This window comes from Pseudoalteromonas sp. NFXS53, assembly GCF_056629255.1.
Genome location: NZ_JBWVBR010000011.1, coordinates 56,111 through 74,412, shown reverse-complemented (window position 1 = coordinate 74,412; position 18,302 = coordinate 56,111). Strand labels below are relative to the sequence as shown.

Below are 18,302 nucleotides of genomic sequence, written 5' to 3'. Positions count from 1 at the left end.
CATCTATTTTATGTAAATAACTTCAGCAATAAATAATTGCCTAAACTTAGTTACTAAAAGTTAGTTACTCACATTCACAGCAATGGCGTTATCTTCGCGCTGCTGTTTTTTCATAATACGTTTAGTACGGTCCACTACATCACCGACTAGCTGTCCACAAGCTGCATCAATGTCATCACCACGGGTACGACGAACAATACAGGTTAAACCTGCTGCCTGGAGTACTTTTGAGAAGCGATCGATACGGCTATTGCTTGAACGACCATACTCATTACCCGGGAATGGATTGAATGGGATCAGATTGATCTTAGACGGCGTACCTTTTAGTACTTTAACCAACTCATGGGCTTGATCTGTACTGTCGTTTACGCCTTGTAACATAACGTATTCGATGGTGATGTCTTTATTGGCTTTTGAACCATCAATATAACGACGACATGCCGCTAAAAACTCTTCAATTGGGTACTTTTTATTGATAGGTACTAGCACATCGCGTAAATCATTGGTTGGCGCGTGAAGAGAAATAGCCAGAGCGACGTCAATTTTCTCTTTAAGAATATCTAGCGCAGGTACAACGCCTGAAGTACTTAGCGTTACACGACGCTTAGACAAGCCAAACGCCCAGTCATCCATCATCAGTTCCATCGCAGGAACCACGTTGTTGATGTTCAGTAATGGCTCACCCATACCCATCATAACCACGTTAGTAATTGGGCGCTTAGTGCTGTCACCATTATGTAGGCCAATATCTGTCGCAACGCGCCATACCTGACCGATGATCTCAGATACTTTTAAGTTACGGTTGAAGCCCTGCTGCGCCGTTGAGCAGAATGTACACTCAAGCGCACACCCGACCTGTGAAGAGACACACAGTGTTGCGCGGTCTTTTTCTGGGATCCAAACAGTTTCAACTTCTTGTCCGCCTTCTAAGATCATTGCGTATTTAATGGTGCCATCACTGGCTACTTGCTTAACTGAAATTTCAGGCGCTTTAATTTCACATTGCGCTTGTAACTTAGCACGTAGCTTTTTATTGATGTTACTCATATCGTCGAAGTTATCGATGCCGAAGTGATAAATCCACTTCATTACCTGATCAGCGCGGAACGGTTTTTCGCCAAATGTAGCGAACAACTCACGCATCCCCTCGCGATTCAAATCAAGTAAATTAATTTTTTTCTCTGTAGTGGCCATGAAGCAACCTCGATAAAGTGACGGTACGAAATTAAAAAGACGACGTATTGTATAAAAACCAACCAACACACTCAAACATTGTTGATGATTTTGCAAAAATAGCTATAAAAACAGGCTTTGCAAAAGCAGCAAGGACTAAAAAAGGGCCCGAGAGCCCTTCTTTACTCTGTTCGATTCGCGATTAGCGAGTACGAGGACAGATTTCTTCTTCAGCGAAGAAGTAAGCGATTTCGCGAGCAGCTGACTCAGGTGCGTCAGAACCGTGTACCGCGTTCTCGTCGATGCTGTCAGCGTAGTCAGCACGTAAAGTACCAGCTAGTGCTTCTGCAGGGTTAGTAGCACCCATGATTTCACGGTTCTTAAGAACTGCGTTTTCACCTTCAAGAACTTGAACCATTACTGGGCCAGAAGTCATGAAAGAAACTAGTGCACCAAAGAAAGGACGCTCTTTGTGCTCTGCGTAGAAACCTTCAGCTTTCTCTTGAGAAAGGTGAACCATTTTAGAAGCAACGATCTTAAGACCAGCAGATTCGAAACGGTTATAGATTGCACCGATGTGGTTTTTAGCTACCGCATCAGGCTTGATGATTGAAAAAGTACGCTCTAAAGCCATCTTTTTAGCTCCAATAATAATTGTTGAATATTTACGGGCGCGAATTATACGCGTTTTAGCTCTAAAAACCTACTACATCTTGATCCTTTCATTTTTCGGGATAAATCTGGCTTTTGTCAAAAAATATGATCCACATCAAACATGACATGCATGTGAATAGTTAGACTACGCCGCTTTTTTATTATGACTTAACTTATTGCCGTTATTTTGAAGCACTTTTTAAGTCTTAAAACCGTCAATTCTGACCGAAACAGCTGACCAGAACTCAGTTCAATGTAAGAGGTTTTTACTATGTTTGTTCCTGAACTTTTATCGCCTGCAGGTAGCTTGAAAAACATGCGTTATGCGTTTGCATATGGCGCTGATGCCGTATACGCAGGCCAACCACGTTACAGCTTGCGCGTGCGTAATAATGAATTCGATTTAGCCAATTTAGAATTGGGTATTAACGAAGCCCATGCACTCAATAAAAAACTTTATGTGGTTTCAAACATTGCCCCGCACAATAAAAAAGTGCAAACCTACTTAAAAGACATTGAACCTGTTATAGCGATGAAACCTGATGCCTTGATCATGTCTGATCCGGGTCTAATCATGCTAGTGCGTGATAAATGGCCTGATATGCCGATTCACCTTTCAGTACAAGCTAACGCAGTTAACTATGCGTCAGTTCAGTTTTGGGCAAAACAAGGTATTGAGCGGGTAATTTTATCGCGCGAATTATCTCTTGAAGAGATCGCTGAAATTCGTGAGCTGTGCCCACAAACCGAACTAGAAGTATTCGTTCACGGTGCATTATGCATGGCTTATTCTGGTCGCTGCTTATTGTCAGGTTACATCAATAAACGCGATCCGAATCAAGGCACGTGCACCAATGCCTGTCGCTGGGAATATGACGTTAAGCCAGGTAAAGAAACTGAAACTGGCGACGTAGTACACAAAATCGACCCACAATCTGTGATACCAACACTGGGTGAAGGCGCGCCCACTAACGAAGTATTCATGTTAGAAGAGCAAGGTCGTCCAGGCGAATACATGCCAGCATTTGAAGACGAACATGGTACTTATATCATGAACTCGAAAGACTTACGTGCGGTGCAGTATGTGGATCAACTGACAAAAATGGGCGTACACAGCTTGAAGATCGAAGGTCGTACTAAGTCTTTCTATTATGTAGCACGTACAGCGCAAGTTTACCGCAAGGCAATTGATGACGCAGTAGCAGGTAAACCATTCGATCCAAACCTGATGCGCACTCTTGAGAACCTAGCACACCGTGGTTATACCGAAGGTTTCTTAAAGCGCCACGCTCACCAAGATTACCAAAACTATGAATACGGCCATTCAGTTTCTGACAAACAACAATTTGTGGGTGAAGTATTAGGTCGCCTAGACAATGGCTTGGTTGAGATTGATGTTAAGAATAAATTCTGTACGGGTCACAGCCTTGAGCTGATGACACCGCAAGGCAACATCAGTTTTAACCTTGAGCACATGGAAAACAAAAAGGGTGAGAAAATTGACGATGCGAAAGGCTCTGGCCACATTGTAAAAATTCCTCTACCTGAAAATATCGACTTAGATCACGCTATTTTGATGCGTAACCTAAACGATCAAGAAGATACGCGCAACCCATTTAAAAAGGCCTAAATCATGGCGCTGTTGATCAATTCAAAGTGTATCAACTGTGATATGTGCGATCCTGAATGTCCGAATGAGGCCATTTATATGGGTGAGAAAATTTATGAGATTGATCCAAATAAATGCACTGAATGTGTAGGCCATTATGACACCCCCACGTGCGTAAGTGTTTGCCCGATCGATTGCATAAAGCCCGACCCCAATCACAAAGAAGATTTAGATGCCTTGGCTGAGAAGTTTTTGCGACTCACAGGCCAAGATAAGTAAATTCAGGCTAATGTAAGATCAATAATGGCGCCCAATGGGCGCCATTATTATTTCTTCGATAAATTATAACGAAGCAAGAAATTAGCGAAGTGCTTTTTCAACTTGATCGAAATGCGCAATCACTTCGACAATTTCAAGTTCAGCGTCTTCATACGCCGATTCAAACTGCATACCTTGTGAGGCCATTGCTTGCACAGTTGCAGGGTGAACCAATAAATCTTTTGCGTGATAGCACACAGGTGAATCGTATTTAGGTAACTTACCGTCTTTATGGTAACCAGATTCAATTTCTTCTAATGGCAACGTTGGAATAACGTCAGCAGCTTTGTCTAATGCAGAAAGGTAGCTGTCGCACGCTGGATATTTAGCGGTGAATTCAGCTAATAATTGACGAGAGGTCGTAACAAGTTGCTGTGAGCTTTGTTCAAGCTTTTGAGACGCTTCGTTGGCTCTGATCTCACCCAGTAAGCTTTGTGCTTGTTGCTTATAGGTGTCTAAGTTGGTTACTTTAGCTGGCGCAGCTTCAGTCGTTTGTGTTTGTTGCTCAACCTGCTCTGAACATGCTGTTAGTGCAAGGCTTGTAAGTAAAATTGCCAACCTAGATTTCATGAGAACCTCGTAATTATTATTGAAAACAATTCTCATTATACTCTTTAAAGAAAAGAATGAAATATCATTGTCATAAAATTATGAGGTTTTCTTTATTCTTCTAAATTCAGCGAATTTAGATAACTTTTAGATGCCTTACTTACCCTTACAGGTATTGGCCATAATGGCTTTTTGCGCTTGTGCTTCTTTCTCATTGTTATTTGATTTCGCCACCGCGTAACTGATCTTCGCATCGTTACACTTGTCTCTAAGTTCTTTATCCATCAAATACAGTTTATCTTTTTGTGCCTGTGCAAGCCCTTCTGTGCCTACATACTCAGAGCGTTCTTCAGGTGCTTTATCTTTCTCATATGCTTCACCTTCGTTTACCTTGCAACCAGATAATATAAAGGCCAAAGGTAATACTGTAATCAATAAGCTTTTCATAAATTTACCTATTTTAAATACTTTTCTTGATTATAACTGATTTGATGCAATTACAAAGGAAAGGTTCAAAAGTTGCTTTTCAGACAATAAAAAACCGCATATTTTCATATGCGGTTTTTTCAAAGAAAACACAGGGTTTTCTTAAGGCATGGCGTCTAGGTCCGCACCTTCTTTTTCAACTTCTACTGGTATTAAATCTTCTTTGCTTACACCCATAGCAACAGCAACCGAGCTTGCAACATAAACAGAAGAGTAAGTACCAATGAAAACACCAAATAATAGTGCAGTTGCGAAACCATGAATGGTCTGGCCGCCCCATACGAATAGTGCAATCAATACTAAAATAGTCGTGATTGATGTAACTAAGGTACGATTTAGTGTTTGCGTGAGTGAGATATTGATAATTTCAATGGTGTCATCAATACGCACTTTACGGAAGTTCTCACGAATACGGTCAGATACAACAATGGTGTCATTCAGTGAGTAACCGATTACCGCTAATATTGCTGCAAGGATCGTCAGATCAAACTCTAGGTCTAATAATGAGAAAAGACCCATAGTGATGATCACATCGTGGAAAAGTGCCGCGACCGCACCGATGGCAAAACGATACTCAAATCGAAATGCCACATACATCAAGATACAGATAAGCGCGGTTAGCATGGCTAAGCCACCCTGCTCTTTTAAGTCTTCACCCACACTTGGGCCAACAAACTCAATACGACGCATCTCTACACTGCTATCCGCTTGCTTAAGCGCGGCGATCAATTGGTTACCAATCGTCTCTGCTTTAACATCGCTACCACGTGGTGCTAAACGAACCAGTACATCTTGGCTCGAACCAAATAACTGTACTGACGCATCAGCAAAACCATTTTCAGCTAAGACAGAGCGGATTTTTGCCAGATCAGCTGGCTGTGAAAAGCCAACCTCAACCGCAGTACCACCAGTAAAGTCTAAGCCAAAGTTCAATCCACGGATTGCCATAGACGCAATTGATGCCAAGATCAATAACGCAGAAATCGCCATGGTAAGCTTGCGCGCTGACATAAAGCGGATGGTGTCATTTAATTTTAATAACTGCATATCCGTCTCCTAGATTGAAAGCTTATTAATGCGCTTGCCACCGATCACTAAATTGATCACAGCACGCGTACCGACAATGGCCGTAAACATTGACGTGATGATACCGATTGCAAGTGTTACAGCAAAGCCCGCAATTGGACCTGTACCTACCGCAAATAAGATAACGGCTGCAATCAGTGTGGTGATGTTGGCATCGAAAATGGTGCTAAATGCACTGTCATAACCTTGATGAACTGCTTGCTGAGGGCTACGGCCGTCGGCTAATTCTTCACGAATACGCTCAAAGATAAGTACGTTCGCATCTACCGCCATACCTACGGTTAGTACGATACCGGCAATACCTGGTAATGTCAGAGTGGCACCTGGGATCATCGACATAACGCCAACAATAAGCACTAGGTTAGAGGCAAGTGCAATGTTAGATACCAGACCAAAGCCTTTGTAGTACAACAACATAAATGCCAGTACAAATGCAAAACCAAGTACCACAGCTGTCATACCCGCTTCGATGTTTTCCTGACCTAAGCTTGGGCCTACTGTACGCTCTTCAACGATTTGAATTGGCGCAACTAAGGCACCAGCACGAAGTAATAAGCTCAGGTTATGAGCTTCTGCTGGGTTATCAATACCTGTAATACGGAATGAGTTGTTCAGACGAGCTTGAATGGTTGCAACGTTAATCACTTCTTCAACCTTAATTGGTGGAAGCGCTTTGCCGTTTTCGTCTTTCTTACCTGATGGCTTGTATTCAATGAATACTGTCGCCATACGCTTACCAACAGCACGTTTAGTGAAGGCACTCATTTTAGCACCACCTTTGCTATCAAGGTTGATGCTCACTTGAGGGCGTGAGTATTCGTCTATACCCGATTGTGCGCCAGTAATGTGAGAGCCGCCTAAAATAACACGTTTCTTCAGTACTACTGGGTAGCCATCTTTGTGCATGATCACTTCTGTGCCAGGAGGAACACGGCCCTGTGCAGCAGAGCGTACATCCGCGTTTTCATCTACTTCACGGAACTCAAGCGTAGCCGTTGCACCTAAAATCTCTTTCGCACGGGCAGTATCTTGTACACCAGGTAATTGCACGATAATACGTTCAGCACCTTGCTGTTGTACATTTGGCTCAGCAACACCTAACTGGTTAATACGGTTACGAATGATGGTTTCATTCTGTTTGATTGCGTAAGCGCGGATCTCTTTGAATTTCTGATCGCTCAAGCTCGTGAAGAATGCCAAGCTGTTGCTGCTATCATCAACAAAGTTATACAGTGGGTAACGCTGCTTTAAGAAGCGTTCTGCCGCATCTTTGTCATCATCATTACGCATGATGACTTGTACACGTTCAGCACCTGATACACGACGAATAGAACGATAACGAAGTTTTTCACCACGTAAGTCACTCTTGAAATCTTGTTCCATGGTTTCTAGCGCATTGTCCATCGCTGTGACCATGTCGACTTCCATTGTGAAGTGAACACCACCACTTAAATCTAGGCCTAGCTTCATTGGGTTACCACCAATGTCTTTCAACCAGTCAGGTTGTGCAGGGCTCATATTAATTGCTGAAATGTAGTCGTCAGATAGGCTGTCACGCAAAATATCTTGCGCTTTTAACTGCTCTTCAACATTCGTAAAACGTACCAATACTTGATCGTTTTCTAATGCTGAAGATTTAACTGTGATGTTGTTCTCTTTTAGAGTCTCATTTACTTTGTCTAGCACGCTTAGATCAGCGCTGGCACCTTTAGTACCAGAAACCTGTATGGCCGGATCACGGCCATACAGGTTTGGTGTGGCATATAAAATACCAATCGCTAATACAGCCAGAACAAGTAAATACTTCCACATTGGATACTTGTTTAACACAGGCTTTACCTTTTTATTTTTGTTTTTAGATTACAGCGATTTCATTGTGCCTTTAGGCAACACAGCTGATACTGCTGATTTTTGTACTGTAACTTCAGTTTGGTCATTTAAAGCAATAACGACAAAATCTTTGTCATCAGCAACTTTAGTGATTTTACCTACTAGACCGCCTTGCGTCAGTACTTCGTCACCTTTACCTAAAGCGCCCATTAGGTCTTTGTGCTCTTTTACACGCTTAGCTTGTGGACGGTAGATTAAGAAATAAAATACCAAACCAAACACACCTAACATGATAAGCATTTCCATGCCACCGCCAGCAGGTGCAGGCGCTGCAGCACTTGCATGCGCAGTCGAGATAAATAAACTCATAACACTTCCTCTTATATTTTAAATTTATATTATTCTGTTTCAGCTAATGGAGGCACAGGTAGGCCACGTTTAGCGTAAAAATCTTCTACGAATTCGTCTAACTTGCCTTCGGCAATCGCATTTCTTAGGCCTTCCATCACTCGTTGGTAGAAACGTAAGTTATGGATGGTATTTAAACGTGCACCTAAGATTTCATTACACTTATCTAAATGGTGTAAATAAGCACGCGAGTAATTTTTACATGTATGGCAATCACACTCAGGATCTAATGGACCTGTATCTGTTTTGTGAACTGCGTTACGGATTTTAATAACACCCGTAGTGATAAACAAGTGACCGTTACGCGCGTTACGTGTTGGCATTACACAGTCAAACATATCAATACCACGTCGCACCGACTCAACTAGGTCTTCTGGTTTACCTACGCCCATCAAATAGCGAGGCTTGTCTTCAGGCATTTTATAAGCACAATGATCAAGAATATTGATCATGTCTTCTTTTGGTTCACCTACAGATAAACCACCGAGTGCATAGCCATCAAAGCCAATTTCTTCTAGGCCTTTTTGTGATTCTGCACGAAGCTCAGGGTACATACCACCTTGGATAATACCGAATAATGCCGAAGGGTTATCACCATGGCCTTCTTTCGAACGTTTTGCCCAGCGCAGTGAAAGCTCCATTGAGTCACGCGCTTCTTTTTCTGTTGCAGGATAAGGCGTACATTCGTCGAAAATCATCACGATGTCTGAACCTAAATCGCGCTGTACTTGCATCGCTTTTTCTGGCGAAAGCATGATTTTTTCACCATTTACTGGCGACTTAAACATAACACCTTCTTCAGTGATTTTACGCATTGCGCCTAAGCTGAATACTTGGAAACCGCCTGAATCAGTCAGGATTGGCTTATCCCAGTTCATAAAGTCATGCAAGTCACCATGTTGCTTAATGATTTCAGTACCAGGACGAAGCATTAGGTGAAAAGTATTACCTAAGCAGATATGTGCACCTGTGTCTTTTAATTCGTCTGGCGTCATACCTTTAACAGTACCGTATGTACCTACAGGCATAAATGCAGGAGTTTCGACAACACCACGGTCGAAAATCAAACGGCCGCGACGGGCTTTGCCATCAGTGCGATCTAATTCAAATTTCATAGCTACCTCAAAAGTCGGAAAAACAGTCCAACACTAGTTCTATAAACGCCATCACGTTTATTTTTAGAGCTGATTTTAACCGCCCGATTCTACCTTGTTTGCACAGTGAATTCTAATGATTGGGGCGAAAACTAAGAAATTAAAGATGACTGAGATAAGAGATAAGAATTAAGAGTTAAGAAGAAACGCTTAAAACAACAAGGCCCTGAGTTTCAAGGCCATAATAGAATATTGCTAGCTAAAAAATTCTAGCTGTTATTTATCTTGCTTGGTGATGAACATGGCATCGCCATAGCTGAAGAAACGATACTGCTCATTCACTGCCGTTTTATAGGCATTGATAATATGATCTTGGCCCGCAAACGCACTCACTAACATGATCAAAGTAGATTCTGGTAAATGGAAGTTAGTGATCATGGCATCGACTACCTGGAATTCATAACCTGGGTAGATGAAAATGTCTGTATCGCCATAAAGTGGCTGTAGTTCACCTTCGCTCGCTTTCGCCGCAGACTCTAGTGAACGAACTGATGTCGTACCTACCGCAACCACTCGACCGCCATTGGCTTTGGTTTTCTTGATGGCATCAACCACTTCTTGAGACACTTCAATGTACTCAGAATGCATCACGTGTTCATCAACTGAATCAACACGTACAGGTTGGAAAGTGCCCGCACCTACATGCAGAGTGATAAACTGTGTTTCGATGCCTTTTTCTTTGATTTTTTCAAGCAATGCTTCGTCAAAGTGTAACCCCGCTGTTGGCGCTGCCACTGCACCTGGCTTTTCGTTATATACGGTTTGATAACGCGCTTTATCTTCTTCCGTATCAGGGCGGTCAATATAAGGCGGTAAAGGCATATGACCAATATCGTCTAAGATGTTTAACACCGTTTTTTCACCTTTGAACTCAAGCTCAAACAACTCACCATGACGTGCGACCATAGTCGCTTCTGCTTTACCTTCTAAAATCAGTGTTGCACCTTCTTTCGGTGACTTGCTTGAACGGACATGGGCAAGCACTCGATGCTCGTCTACAACACGTTCAACCAACACTTCAACTTTACCGCCAGTGCTTTTTTGGCCATACATACGGGCTGGGATCACTTTGGTATTGTTGAAGATCATTAAATCGTTCGGATTTAAGAAATCAATGAGATCTTTGAAGATCTTGTGACCTAACTCGCCTGTATTCCCATCGAGAGTCAGTAGTCGGCTCGCAGTACGATCTGCCATAGGATGACGAGCGATTAGCTCATCAGGAAGTTCAAAACTAAAGTCAGCAACGCGCATGACAACACCTCAAGTTATAAAACAGCGGCCAAGTTTAGTGTTCCTATAACACTTAATCAAGTGCTTGTAAGTGCACAAAAATAGCATTAACCTAGGTCTTCGAAGCAATGTTTTTAGAAACAGCTAATTACCGACAATTTAGAAAAGCACAATTAAAATAAAACATACTCGGTAAAGCAAAGGTATCGTAGACGATGACAACAAATCGATTGAGGTTAATATAAGTATGGCAAGGCAACTTTCATTGCTCATAGTCAATGCCTGCGAGTCCGAACGCGCAACCATTACACTTACCCTCAATAAGCTAGAAGTGTTTGAAATCATCGAATGTGAAGATAGCCAAGCTGCGTTGCATCTATTAAAACAACGAGCCGTTGATCTTATAATCACTGGGCTCGATGTTGGAAAAATTGATGGCTGGCGCTTTGCGCGCATGGTGCGCTCAGGATTATTAGAAACCCCCAAACACACGCCCATCGTGCTCACACCGCCTATTTATTGCGAACGCATTGCTGAAACTACCGCCAGAAGTTATAGCATTGATGCCGTTTTACCTTTTGAGAAACACGAGCAACTTCCAGAGTTATTAGCCAATGTGTTATCTACACAATTGGAAAAGAGCAGCCGCCTTGATTTGTTATTATTCGAGCCTGATCATACTCAAGCAGAAGAGATCTGCGAGCAACTAGAGTTCAGTTTTGCTTGTACAGTTGTTAACACGCTACAAGATGCACAAGCGCTATTCTTACAAAACCAATACGCAATTGTGCTGATTAACACCTCAGGTACAACCTACTCTGAAAGCAAGCAATTAATCGGGGCAATTTTAGAGCATAAGCCAAATCAGTCTGTTGTGACTATCATCGACAGTAAAGACGTCAATGATGCTGAACAGCTACTCCTTATGGGTGTAACTGACTTTGTCAGAACGCCTTACAACCTGCCAATTTTAAACAAAGTCTGTGATCATGCTGCGCGCCGTGAAGATTTTATGGTGAGCTATGCAGAGTTTGCTGACAAAGTATCACAACTTAGCCAGAGCGAACGTCGCTACAAAGATTTATTCTCTGCACACCAACGTATTCTATTGCACTTAAATACCGTGGTCATGGAGTTAGACACCGAAGCTAAAATTCGTTTTATTAACCCTGCTTGGGAAGCTCTCTCAGGGTTCGGTATTAAAGCCAGTTTAGGTGTCTCGTTAAAGTCGTTTATTCATAAAGATGATCAGCACCCCCTGAATAAACAGCTCGCCAAAGTCAAAACTGGGGCGCAACGTTACACTCAGCTTGAATTACAGCTCACTCAAAAAAATGGCGCGTCTATTTGGGTTGAATGTCGCTTTCAGCTTATTAAAAACACTACTTCTGATGTTACGATTACGGCAACCATAGATAACATTCACGAACGTAAACAGGCAGAATTGCAATTACGCCATTTAGCCCTGCATGACACATTAACCGGGCTGCACAACCGCTACTACTTCGACCAACAGTTGCAAGGTCTCTGTAAAACCATGAGTGAAGACTCACTCTCTGAACATGCACTTCTATATATTGACCTCGACCATTTTAAAATTATTAATGATTCTAAAGGGCACCAGCAAGGTGACATCATTCTTAAAGAAGTTGCTCAACTATTTGGCCACAACATAGGCGATGAACACCTGATCTTCCGAATTGGCGGTGATGAGTTCGCCGTGATTTTAAAAGAAGTCAGTTTACTTGATGCACATATTATTGCCGAAAGTATCTGCATGGCCATCGATAAGCATGAGTTTCATTCTGAAGAAAATAGCTATTCCATTAGCTGCTCAATCGGCTTAACTCAGATAACGGCCTCTAACCATGATGCCAATGAGTCATTAAAACAGGCTGATATTGCTCTCTATATTGCTAAGAGCTTAGGTCGTAATTTAGTGCATTGTTATAACAAAGACGACGCCGAAAATAATACCCTGCAAGGCGGATTAGAATGGGGTCATGCTGTACGCCAAGCACTACAAAACGAGCAAGTCGAACTGCACTATCAACCGATTTGGTCTTTTAAACATGCACAAATTGCTTACTTTGAAACCTTGTTGCGTTTAAGAATTAACGATGAACTGATTTACCCAAATCAGTTTATTCCTGCTTTAGAGTTACTTAACGATACCTTCCTAATGGATCAATGTGTGGTAAAACATGCAATCAAGGCACTCTCTGAGCATACTGAATTAAGCCAGGTTGCAATCAACTTATCTGCCCATTCCTTCTTAGACGAAAGGTTATTACCCCATATTCAAGATTGCTTGGTGCAATATCAAGTCAATCCAAGCCGAGTAATATTTGAGATCACAGAATCGGCGAGTATCAATAACTTGTCAGCGACTCAGGCGATGATCAAGAAACTGAATCAACTGGGCTGCCATTTCTCGATTGATGATTTTGGCACAGGCTTTAGTACCTTTAGTTATTTAAAGCAGCTCCCTGCCCAGCATGTAAAAATTGATGGTTCGTTTGTTCGTGACATGCTCAATGATCCCATTGATCTTGCTTTGGTGAAGGCGGTGAACGATATTAGTCATTCATTAGACAAGCACTCTGTTGCTGAATATGTTGAAAGCAAAGACATTTTTGATGCTTTAAAAGAGATTGGCATTGATTATGGGCAAGGGTATTTTATTGCTAAGCCAATGCCGATAAATCTACTCAAGAAAGAAATTACAACTATTTTCCCTGAGAAAACAGTTGCGTAACAATTTAATACAGAACTGAACTTTTACTTAACGATTTCTCATCTATAATAAAACCTATGTGAAAAACGATGTCATCTAAATATTAAGATTTCAACTTTTTAGTACGACATCACAAGGATTGATAAATATCACAATAGGAAAGTTAAGGAGGTCATTATGCTGCTATTAGTATCTTTTTTACTGATCTTACACTGCATCATTGCATATCAATGTTACTCAAGTACACAGAAGAAAGGCTATCCTATTTTTGTGTTTACTCTACTTAGTTTGATCCCTTATTTTAATCTGGTTGTTTGGGTGTATTTACTGTTTTTGCCAAATCTCAACGAGCAAACACAGATGCGCCAATCAAGCAGTTAACTTATGATACATAAGAAAAAGAGGGCTCATAGCCCTCTTTTAGTATATCTGTTTGACACCATTAGAATTGATACTGTGTTGCGCTTTTCGCCAATTTATCTGCGTTAATATCCCCTCTGACACATGTCTCTATATCCGACTTTTTAAATACCAAAATATGCTTTTTTTGCTGGTACGAAGGCGTAAACTTGAAACTCACATGCTCACTGGCTTTAACACTGCGTAAGCCATTACCATAATCACATAAGCTATTTGCCAAACTCACCGTCACAGTGGTTTTAAGCAACGCTTGTTGCGCCTGCTGTTGAGCCTGGCGCTGTGCTCTATCCTGCTTCAGTTTTTCTTTAAGCTGTACTTTACTCTCGGTCAATTTAACTTTTTCGGCTTCTAATTTTGCGATTTCTTTAGCGATTTCTTTATGATGCTCAAGCAGCTCTTGGTTTTTCTCTTCTTGACGCCTTAGCATATAATCCAGTTCATGTTTTTCTCTCTCTAATTCATGTAACTCGCGTCGTGTTTCACGCTCTTGCTCTGCCACTTCACGTATTTGCTCCGCGCCTTGGCGCACCGCTTCTAGGGCTACTTGATACGCCTCTTTAGAGACATCTGCAATGTTGTCGCCGAGCGCTGACATTTGCATTTCTAACGCTGAAAAATCTGGTGATTGGATCTCTGTAAGGCCATGTATATCTTGCATATCGCCAATATGCTTACGCCAATCAAACAGACTTTTATTTCGTAAACTCACATCAAAAATAAGCCCTTGATCAGCTAAGTAGTAGCCTTCTACATTGTGCACTTGCCCCTTGGTATCATGCTTTAATGCCGTGCTCACAACTCGCTGAAAAATTGTCACTTCTCGTTGTAATTTAGCGATATCTTGCTCTGTCTTCGCAGCTGTTGAAAATGTTGCACTTAGCACTGCAACTGATAATAAAGAGAGTAAAGTTTTCATTATTGGTCTCCATTATGCGCAACCGTTTGCAATGGCGCATGTTCCACTTGCTCTGCAAGTTCGTTGAGTTGTAAACGTAGAATTGCTTGATCTTGGGCTCTTTGTGTTTGCAAAAATGCCAGTAAATCATCGAGCGCCACTTGGCGTTCTGCACGATTTGTGAGTAACACTTGATTGGTTAGATCAGCTTGTAAATTCTGACTTGTTTGCATCTGGGCTAAAATTTTTTGCATGGTATCTTGCTGTTTTGCAATTTGAGTTTGTTGTGCCACAAGCCCTTGCTCTAGTGTTTGGTTTTGTTGCCACAGTTGCACAGATAGAAGGCTCAAAAAGCCAACACAAGCCGCCATGCCCCACTGCATCCAATCCCCTTTAAAACGACTGACTTGTTTAAGCTGTGGCATCACTATGTGCGTATCAGACGGAACCTCTTGCTCTATATAGTTGCTGGCCATGCTGTGCCAAGACTGGGCGTTTTCAAACAGCGGCTTAGTTTCTGGATCAGCTAGAACTTGGGCTTGCTGTGCTTCTGTAAGCTGCTCACCATCAAGCCACTTTTCAAGTAGTTCATGGGGGGTCATTTCATGATTCGACACGGATCACCTCCAATGGCGCTTTCATTTTTCCAAGCGCACTATATAAACGGGATTTAACGGTATTTGGCGAAATAGCCAGTTGCTCAGCGATTTCTTCGAAAGTGAAATGCTGGAAAAACTTCAGTTCAACAATTTGTCGCTGTTCAAACGGCAAAGCCTGTAGCGCAGCATGAATATGTTGATTATCACTTTGTAATTGAATTGGGCAACTGGGTGTATGGGCTGCTTCAGAGACTTCTTCAAGCGGGCTGGACTGCCTTTGCTTACGAAAGAAGTCCATACAGCGCGCTTGAGTCACCGAAAATAACCAAGTCTTAAATTGACTCTGGCCATGAAAGTTATGCAAAGAGCGATAGACACTCATAAAGGCTTCTTGCATTAAATCAAGCGCATCATGGCTATTGCCTGTCAGGCGAAGACAGTGGTTATACACCTGCTGCTCATGCTGCTTAATAAGCTTTAGCCAAGCAGCTTGATCGCCTTGTTGGGCTTTTTGTATGAGTTTGTCTTGGCTTTGAAAAAACACCTTTAAACCCTAATTGATAATCTCTGTTTAGTTAGTCGAAAGGTGTTTTAAAAAAGTTTGCCAAAAATGAAATTTATTTTTCGCAATCACATTGTTCAGTGATGAATGGCAATAATCCTTCACTGAATAAACGAAAATCACGAATACGACCCGTGGTTTTTCGCCAAATCAAACCAATCTCACGATACGCATCGGTGCCCGACTTTCTCACGGCTAAATCTTTACCAGACAATATGCCTGCATTGAGTGCCATTTGCGGTAAGAATGTCACACCGTGCTGATATTCCACCATGCTCAATAAAGTATGTAAATTACTCGCTTCGAATGGGTTGATGCACTCATGTTTGTTAAGGTGACAAGCACTTAGGGCATGACCTGTCAGACAGTGCTCTCTTTCAAGTAAAAACACACTCTGATCTGGCAGCAAGTTGTAATCATCTATGTCTTTTAGTGGATAGCTTTTGTGATAAACCAAGGAGAAACTATCTTTTGTCAGTACCTTAGTGTGGAACTTCTCAGTTTGATAAGGCAGTGCTAGCATCGCCATGTCTATCTGCCCTTGCTCAAGGCGAGCCAATAATTTATCACTGGTGTCTTCAATCAAGATCAACTCTAAATTCGGGAAAGCTTCACGACAAAATTGGTAAAGCGGTGCGGCAATAAAGCTAGCAATAGTAGGAATTAACCCCAAGACTAATTTGCCTGAAAGCGGGTTTTTAAAGCTCTCAGTGAACTCTTTAATACTCATAGTATCGGCAACAATCTTCTTGGCACGTGCAACCACTTCTTCACCTAACTCGGTAAACATTAAGCTACGGTTCTCACGCTCAATCAGTTGACTGCCTAAGGTTTCTTCAAGGGTTTGAATTGCCGTACTCAAAGTCGATTGACCGATAAAACACGCCTGAGCGGCACGTCCAAAATGTTGATGCTGATGCACTGCAATAAGATATTGAAGCTGTTTAATACTAGGTAGGTTTGTCACGGTTTTCTCTAAGCAAACTCAAATTTCATTCAGTATAACGATGAAGTACTCAGAGTAAAACGGATAAGATCAATTGCTTATACCTACCCTCTTAATCAAGTGACCTTTTTGAGGCAAGGAAAGCTTGTCGATAACGAGGCGAGAATTTTGCTACTTAGTTGTTCTAAATGAGAAATTCTTAACGTGGTTAGCGGCAGCTTTAGTCCCTCAAAATGATTAAGTATTATTGAGGGTTGGTATTATATTATTAAGGAATTATGGATATAAAAAGACCCCAGCACCATGATGCTGAGGTCTTTTCAAGCTAAAAGTCTGTAAGTCTAATTACACGCCGAAAGCGGTTCTTAGAATGTAGAATATAACAATAGCAAGTGCAGCACCGACTGGCAATGTAATTACCCAAGAAACCACAATATTTCTAATTACACCCATGTTTAGTGCAGCGATACCACGCGCCATACCTACACCTAATACAGCACCTACTAGCGTTTGTGTTGTAGAGATAGGTAGACCAGTACCTGATGCAATAACTACCGTTGATGCAGCAGCAAGTTCAGCAGCAAAACCACGGCTTGGTGTTAAGTGCGTGATGCCTTCACCAATTGTTTTAATTACTTTCTTACCAAGGACCGCAAGACCCACTACGATACCGATACCACCTAGCGGTAAGATCCACCAAGCAAGTGCCGCTTTCTTAGCGATTTCACCGTTGTGCTCAACAATGTTCACAACTGCCGCAAGTGGGCCAATCGCGTTTGCTACGTCGTTTGAACCGTGTGCGAATGCCATACAACATGCAGTCAGTACCATTAGGATCGCGAATACTTTCTCAACGTTGTTGAACTGCATTTGCTTGTCTGCTTTAGGGTCCATTTTCAGACGGTTAATTGCCATTTTACCAATGAAGCCAACCACCACAGCAATACCAATTGCAAGTGCGTAGCCTTCAACCGCACCTAGGTTAATACCAATGTGCTTAAGACCTTTCTTGATGGTTACAAGCGACATAACAAAGCCAGCTAGGCCCATATAAATAGGCACATAACGCTTGGCATTTTGTAATGGTGAGTCAGTATCGAAAATCAGCTTTTGCGCACTCATAAAGATTAAGTATGCAATGAAGCCTGAAATGGCAGGGGTAACAATCCAGCTACCTACGATACCCGCAACTTTACCCCATTGAATTGCTTCACTACCCACTGCAACCAATGCGAAACCAATAATCGCACCGATGATAGAGTGAGTCGTTGAAACCGGCCAACCCAGTAAAGACGCAAGTAGTAACCAAGCACCTGCAGCAAATAGTGCAGAGATCATACCCAATACCATCAACTCAGGAATGTCAGCGAAAGGCGCTGCGTCGATAATACCTTTACGGATTGTTGATGTTACTTCACCACCTGCAAGGTATGCACCGGCGAATTCGAAGATCATCGCGATGATGATCGCTTGTTTAATGGTAAGTGCTTTCGAGCCTACTGAAGTACCCATGGCGTTTGCAACGTCATTTGCACCAATACCATATGCCATGAAAAAACCAACTGCCGCAGCAATTAGGATCAGCATGGAACCATAGTTAGCAATGATATCCATTGTTAAACCTTAAATTTTAAATACGAATA

18 protein-coding genes are annotated in these 18,302 nt (G+C 42.0%); 4 read left to right on the top strand and 14 right to left on the bottom strand.

Features of this window, described 5'->3' with window-relative positions; translation table 11 throughout:
- Positions 1-60 precede the first annotated feature (60 nt).
- Both rlmN and ndk read right to left on the bottom strand, forming a co-directional pair.
- Positions 61-1,194 carry a dual-specificity RNA methyltransferase RlmN gene (gene rlmN, locus AC1HJP_RS12920; RefSeq protein ID WP_138479741.1) on the bottom strand — a complete coding sequence of 378 codons (1,134 nt, stop codon included), beginning with the start codon at positions 1,192-1,194 and terminating at the stop codon, positions 61-63.
- A 181-nt stretch (positions 1,195-1,375) separates the two neighbouring features.
- Positions 1,376-1,807, bottom strand: coding sequence for a nucleoside-diphosphate kinase (gene ndk / locus AC1HJP_RS12915; RefSeq protein WP_058028790.1), 432 nt, complete (start codon positions 1,805-1,807; stop codon positions 1,376-1,378).
- Between the two features lie 291 nt (positions 1,808-2,098).
- Here ndk and trhP point away from each other — a divergent pair, with 291 nt between their 5' ends.
- Positions 2,099-3,457 (top strand): prephenate-dependent tRNA uridine(34) hydroxylase TrhP, encoded by a 1,359-nt coding sequence (gene trhP / locus AC1HJP_RS12910; RefSeq protein WP_058028789.1) that lies wholly within the window; start codon positions 2,099-2,101, stop codon positions 3,455-3,457.
- Between the two features lie 3 nt (positions 3,458-3,460).
- On the top strand, positions 3,461-3,715 hold the full coding sequence (locus tag AC1HJP_RS12905; RefSeq protein WP_058028788.1) for a YfhL family 4Fe-4S dicluster ferredoxin: 255 nt from the start codon (positions 3,461-3,463) through the stop codon (positions 3,713-3,715).
- Between the two features lie 81 nt (positions 3,716-3,796).
- On the opposite strand, the gene AC1HJP_RS12900 is transcribed toward AC1HJP_RS12905, so the two are convergent.
- The 7 genes from AC1HJP_RS12900 to queA form a co-directional block, all read right to left on the bottom strand.
- Positions 3,797-4,324 carry a hypothetical protein gene (locus AC1HJP_RS12900; RefSeq protein ID WP_480362178.1) on the bottom strand — a complete coding sequence of 176 codons (528 nt, stop codon included), beginning with the start codon at positions 4,322-4,324 and terminating at the stop codon, positions 3,797-3,799.
- Between the two features lie 135 nt (positions 4,325-4,459).
- On the bottom strand, positions 4,460-4,750 hold the full coding sequence (locus AC1HJP_RS12895) for a hypothetical protein (protein WP_480362177.1): 291 nt from the start codon (positions 4,748-4,750) through the stop codon (positions 4,460-4,462).
- A gap of 141 nt (positions 4,751-4,891) precedes the next feature.
- On the bottom strand, positions 4,892-5,836 hold the full coding sequence (secF, locus tag AC1HJP_RS12890; RefSeq protein WP_349284574.1) for a protein translocase subunit SecF: 945 nt from the start codon (positions 5,834-5,836) through the stop codon (positions 4,892-4,894).
- Positions 5,837-5,845: 9 nt separating this feature from the next.
- Positions 5,846-7,705: a protein translocase subunit SecD gene (gene secD, locus AC1HJP_RS12885; RefSeq protein WP_480362176.1), complete on the bottom strand. Its 1,860-nt coding sequence runs from the start codon at positions 7,703-7,705 to the stop codon at positions 5,846-5,848.
- 30 nt (positions 7,706-7,735) lie between these two features.
- Positions 7,736-8,074 (bottom strand): preprotein translocase subunit YajC, encoded by a 339-nt coding sequence (yajC, locus tag AC1HJP_RS12880; RefSeq protein WP_058028783.1) that lies wholly within the window; start codon positions 8,072-8,074, stop codon positions 7,736-7,738.
- 29 nt (positions 8,075-8,103) lie between these two features.
- On the bottom strand, positions 8,104-9,228 hold the full coding sequence (gene tgt, locus AC1HJP_RS12875; protein ID WP_480362175.1) for a tRNA guanosine(34) transglycosylase Tgt: 1,125 nt from the start codon (positions 9,226-9,228) through the stop codon (positions 8,104-8,106).
- Positions 9,229-9,483: 255 nt separating this feature from the next.
- A complete protein-coding gene (gene queA / locus AC1HJP_RS12870) occupies positions 9,484-10,521 on the bottom strand; it encodes a tRNA preQ1(34) S-adenosylmethionine ribosyltransferase-isomerase QueA (RefSeq protein WP_480362174.1) in 1,038 nt (345 codons plus the stop codon).
- Positions 10,522-10,747: 226 nt separating this feature from the next.
- Here queA and AC1HJP_RS12865 point away from each other — a divergent pair, with 226 nt between their 5' ends.
- Entirely contained in the window at positions 10,748-13,258 is a 2,511-nt protein-coding gene (locus AC1HJP_RS12865; protein ID WP_480362173.1) for a two-component system response regulator, read from the top strand.
- A 156-nt stretch (positions 13,259-13,414) separates the two neighbouring features.
- Positions 13,415-13,618: a hypothetical protein gene (locus tag AC1HJP_RS12860; protein WP_480362172.1), complete on the top strand. Its 204-nt coding sequence runs from the start codon at positions 13,415-13,417 to the stop codon at positions 13,616-13,618.
- Between the two features lie 61 nt (positions 13,619-13,679).
- On the opposite strand, the gene AC1HJP_RS12855 is transcribed toward AC1HJP_RS12860, so the two are convergent.
- The 5 genes from AC1HJP_RS12855 to AC1HJP_RS12835 form a co-directional block, all read right to left on the bottom strand.
- Complete coding sequence (locus AC1HJP_RS12855) at positions 13,680-14,573, bottom strand: hypothetical protein (RefSeq protein ID WP_480362171.1); 894 nt, start codon at positions 14,571-14,573, stop codon at positions 13,680-13,682.
- Positions 14,573-15,169, bottom strand: coding sequence for a hypothetical protein (locus AC1HJP_RS12850; RefSeq protein ID WP_480362170.1), 597 nt, complete (start codon positions 15,167-15,169; stop codon positions 14,573-14,575). The genes AC1HJP_RS12855 and AC1HJP_RS12850 overlap by 1 nt, the downstream gene beginning before the upstream one ends.
- The gene (locus AC1HJP_RS12845; protein WP_480362169.1) at positions 15,156-15,695 is read right to left on the bottom strand and encodes an RNA polymerase sigma factor; all 540 of its coding nucleotides are present in this window, start codon (positions 15,693-15,695) and stop codon (positions 15,156-15,158) included. The genes AC1HJP_RS12850 and AC1HJP_RS12845 overlap by 14 nt, the downstream gene beginning before the upstream one ends.
- 73 nt (positions 15,696-15,768) lie before the next feature.
- The gene (locus AC1HJP_RS12840) at positions 15,769-16,680 is read right to left on the bottom strand and encodes a hydrogen peroxide-inducible genes activator (RefSeq protein ID WP_138479716.1); all 912 of its coding nucleotides are present in this window, start codon (positions 16,678-16,680) and stop codon (positions 15,769-15,771) included.
- Between the two features lie 324 nt (positions 16,681-17,004).
- Positions 17,005-18,273 carry an inorganic phosphate transporter gene (locus AC1HJP_RS12835; RefSeq protein ID WP_480362168.1) on the bottom strand — a complete coding sequence of 423 codons (1,269 nt, stop codon included), beginning with the start codon at positions 18,271-18,273 and terminating at the stop codon, positions 17,005-17,007.
- Between the last annotated feature and the right edge of the window lie 29 nt (positions 18,274-18,302).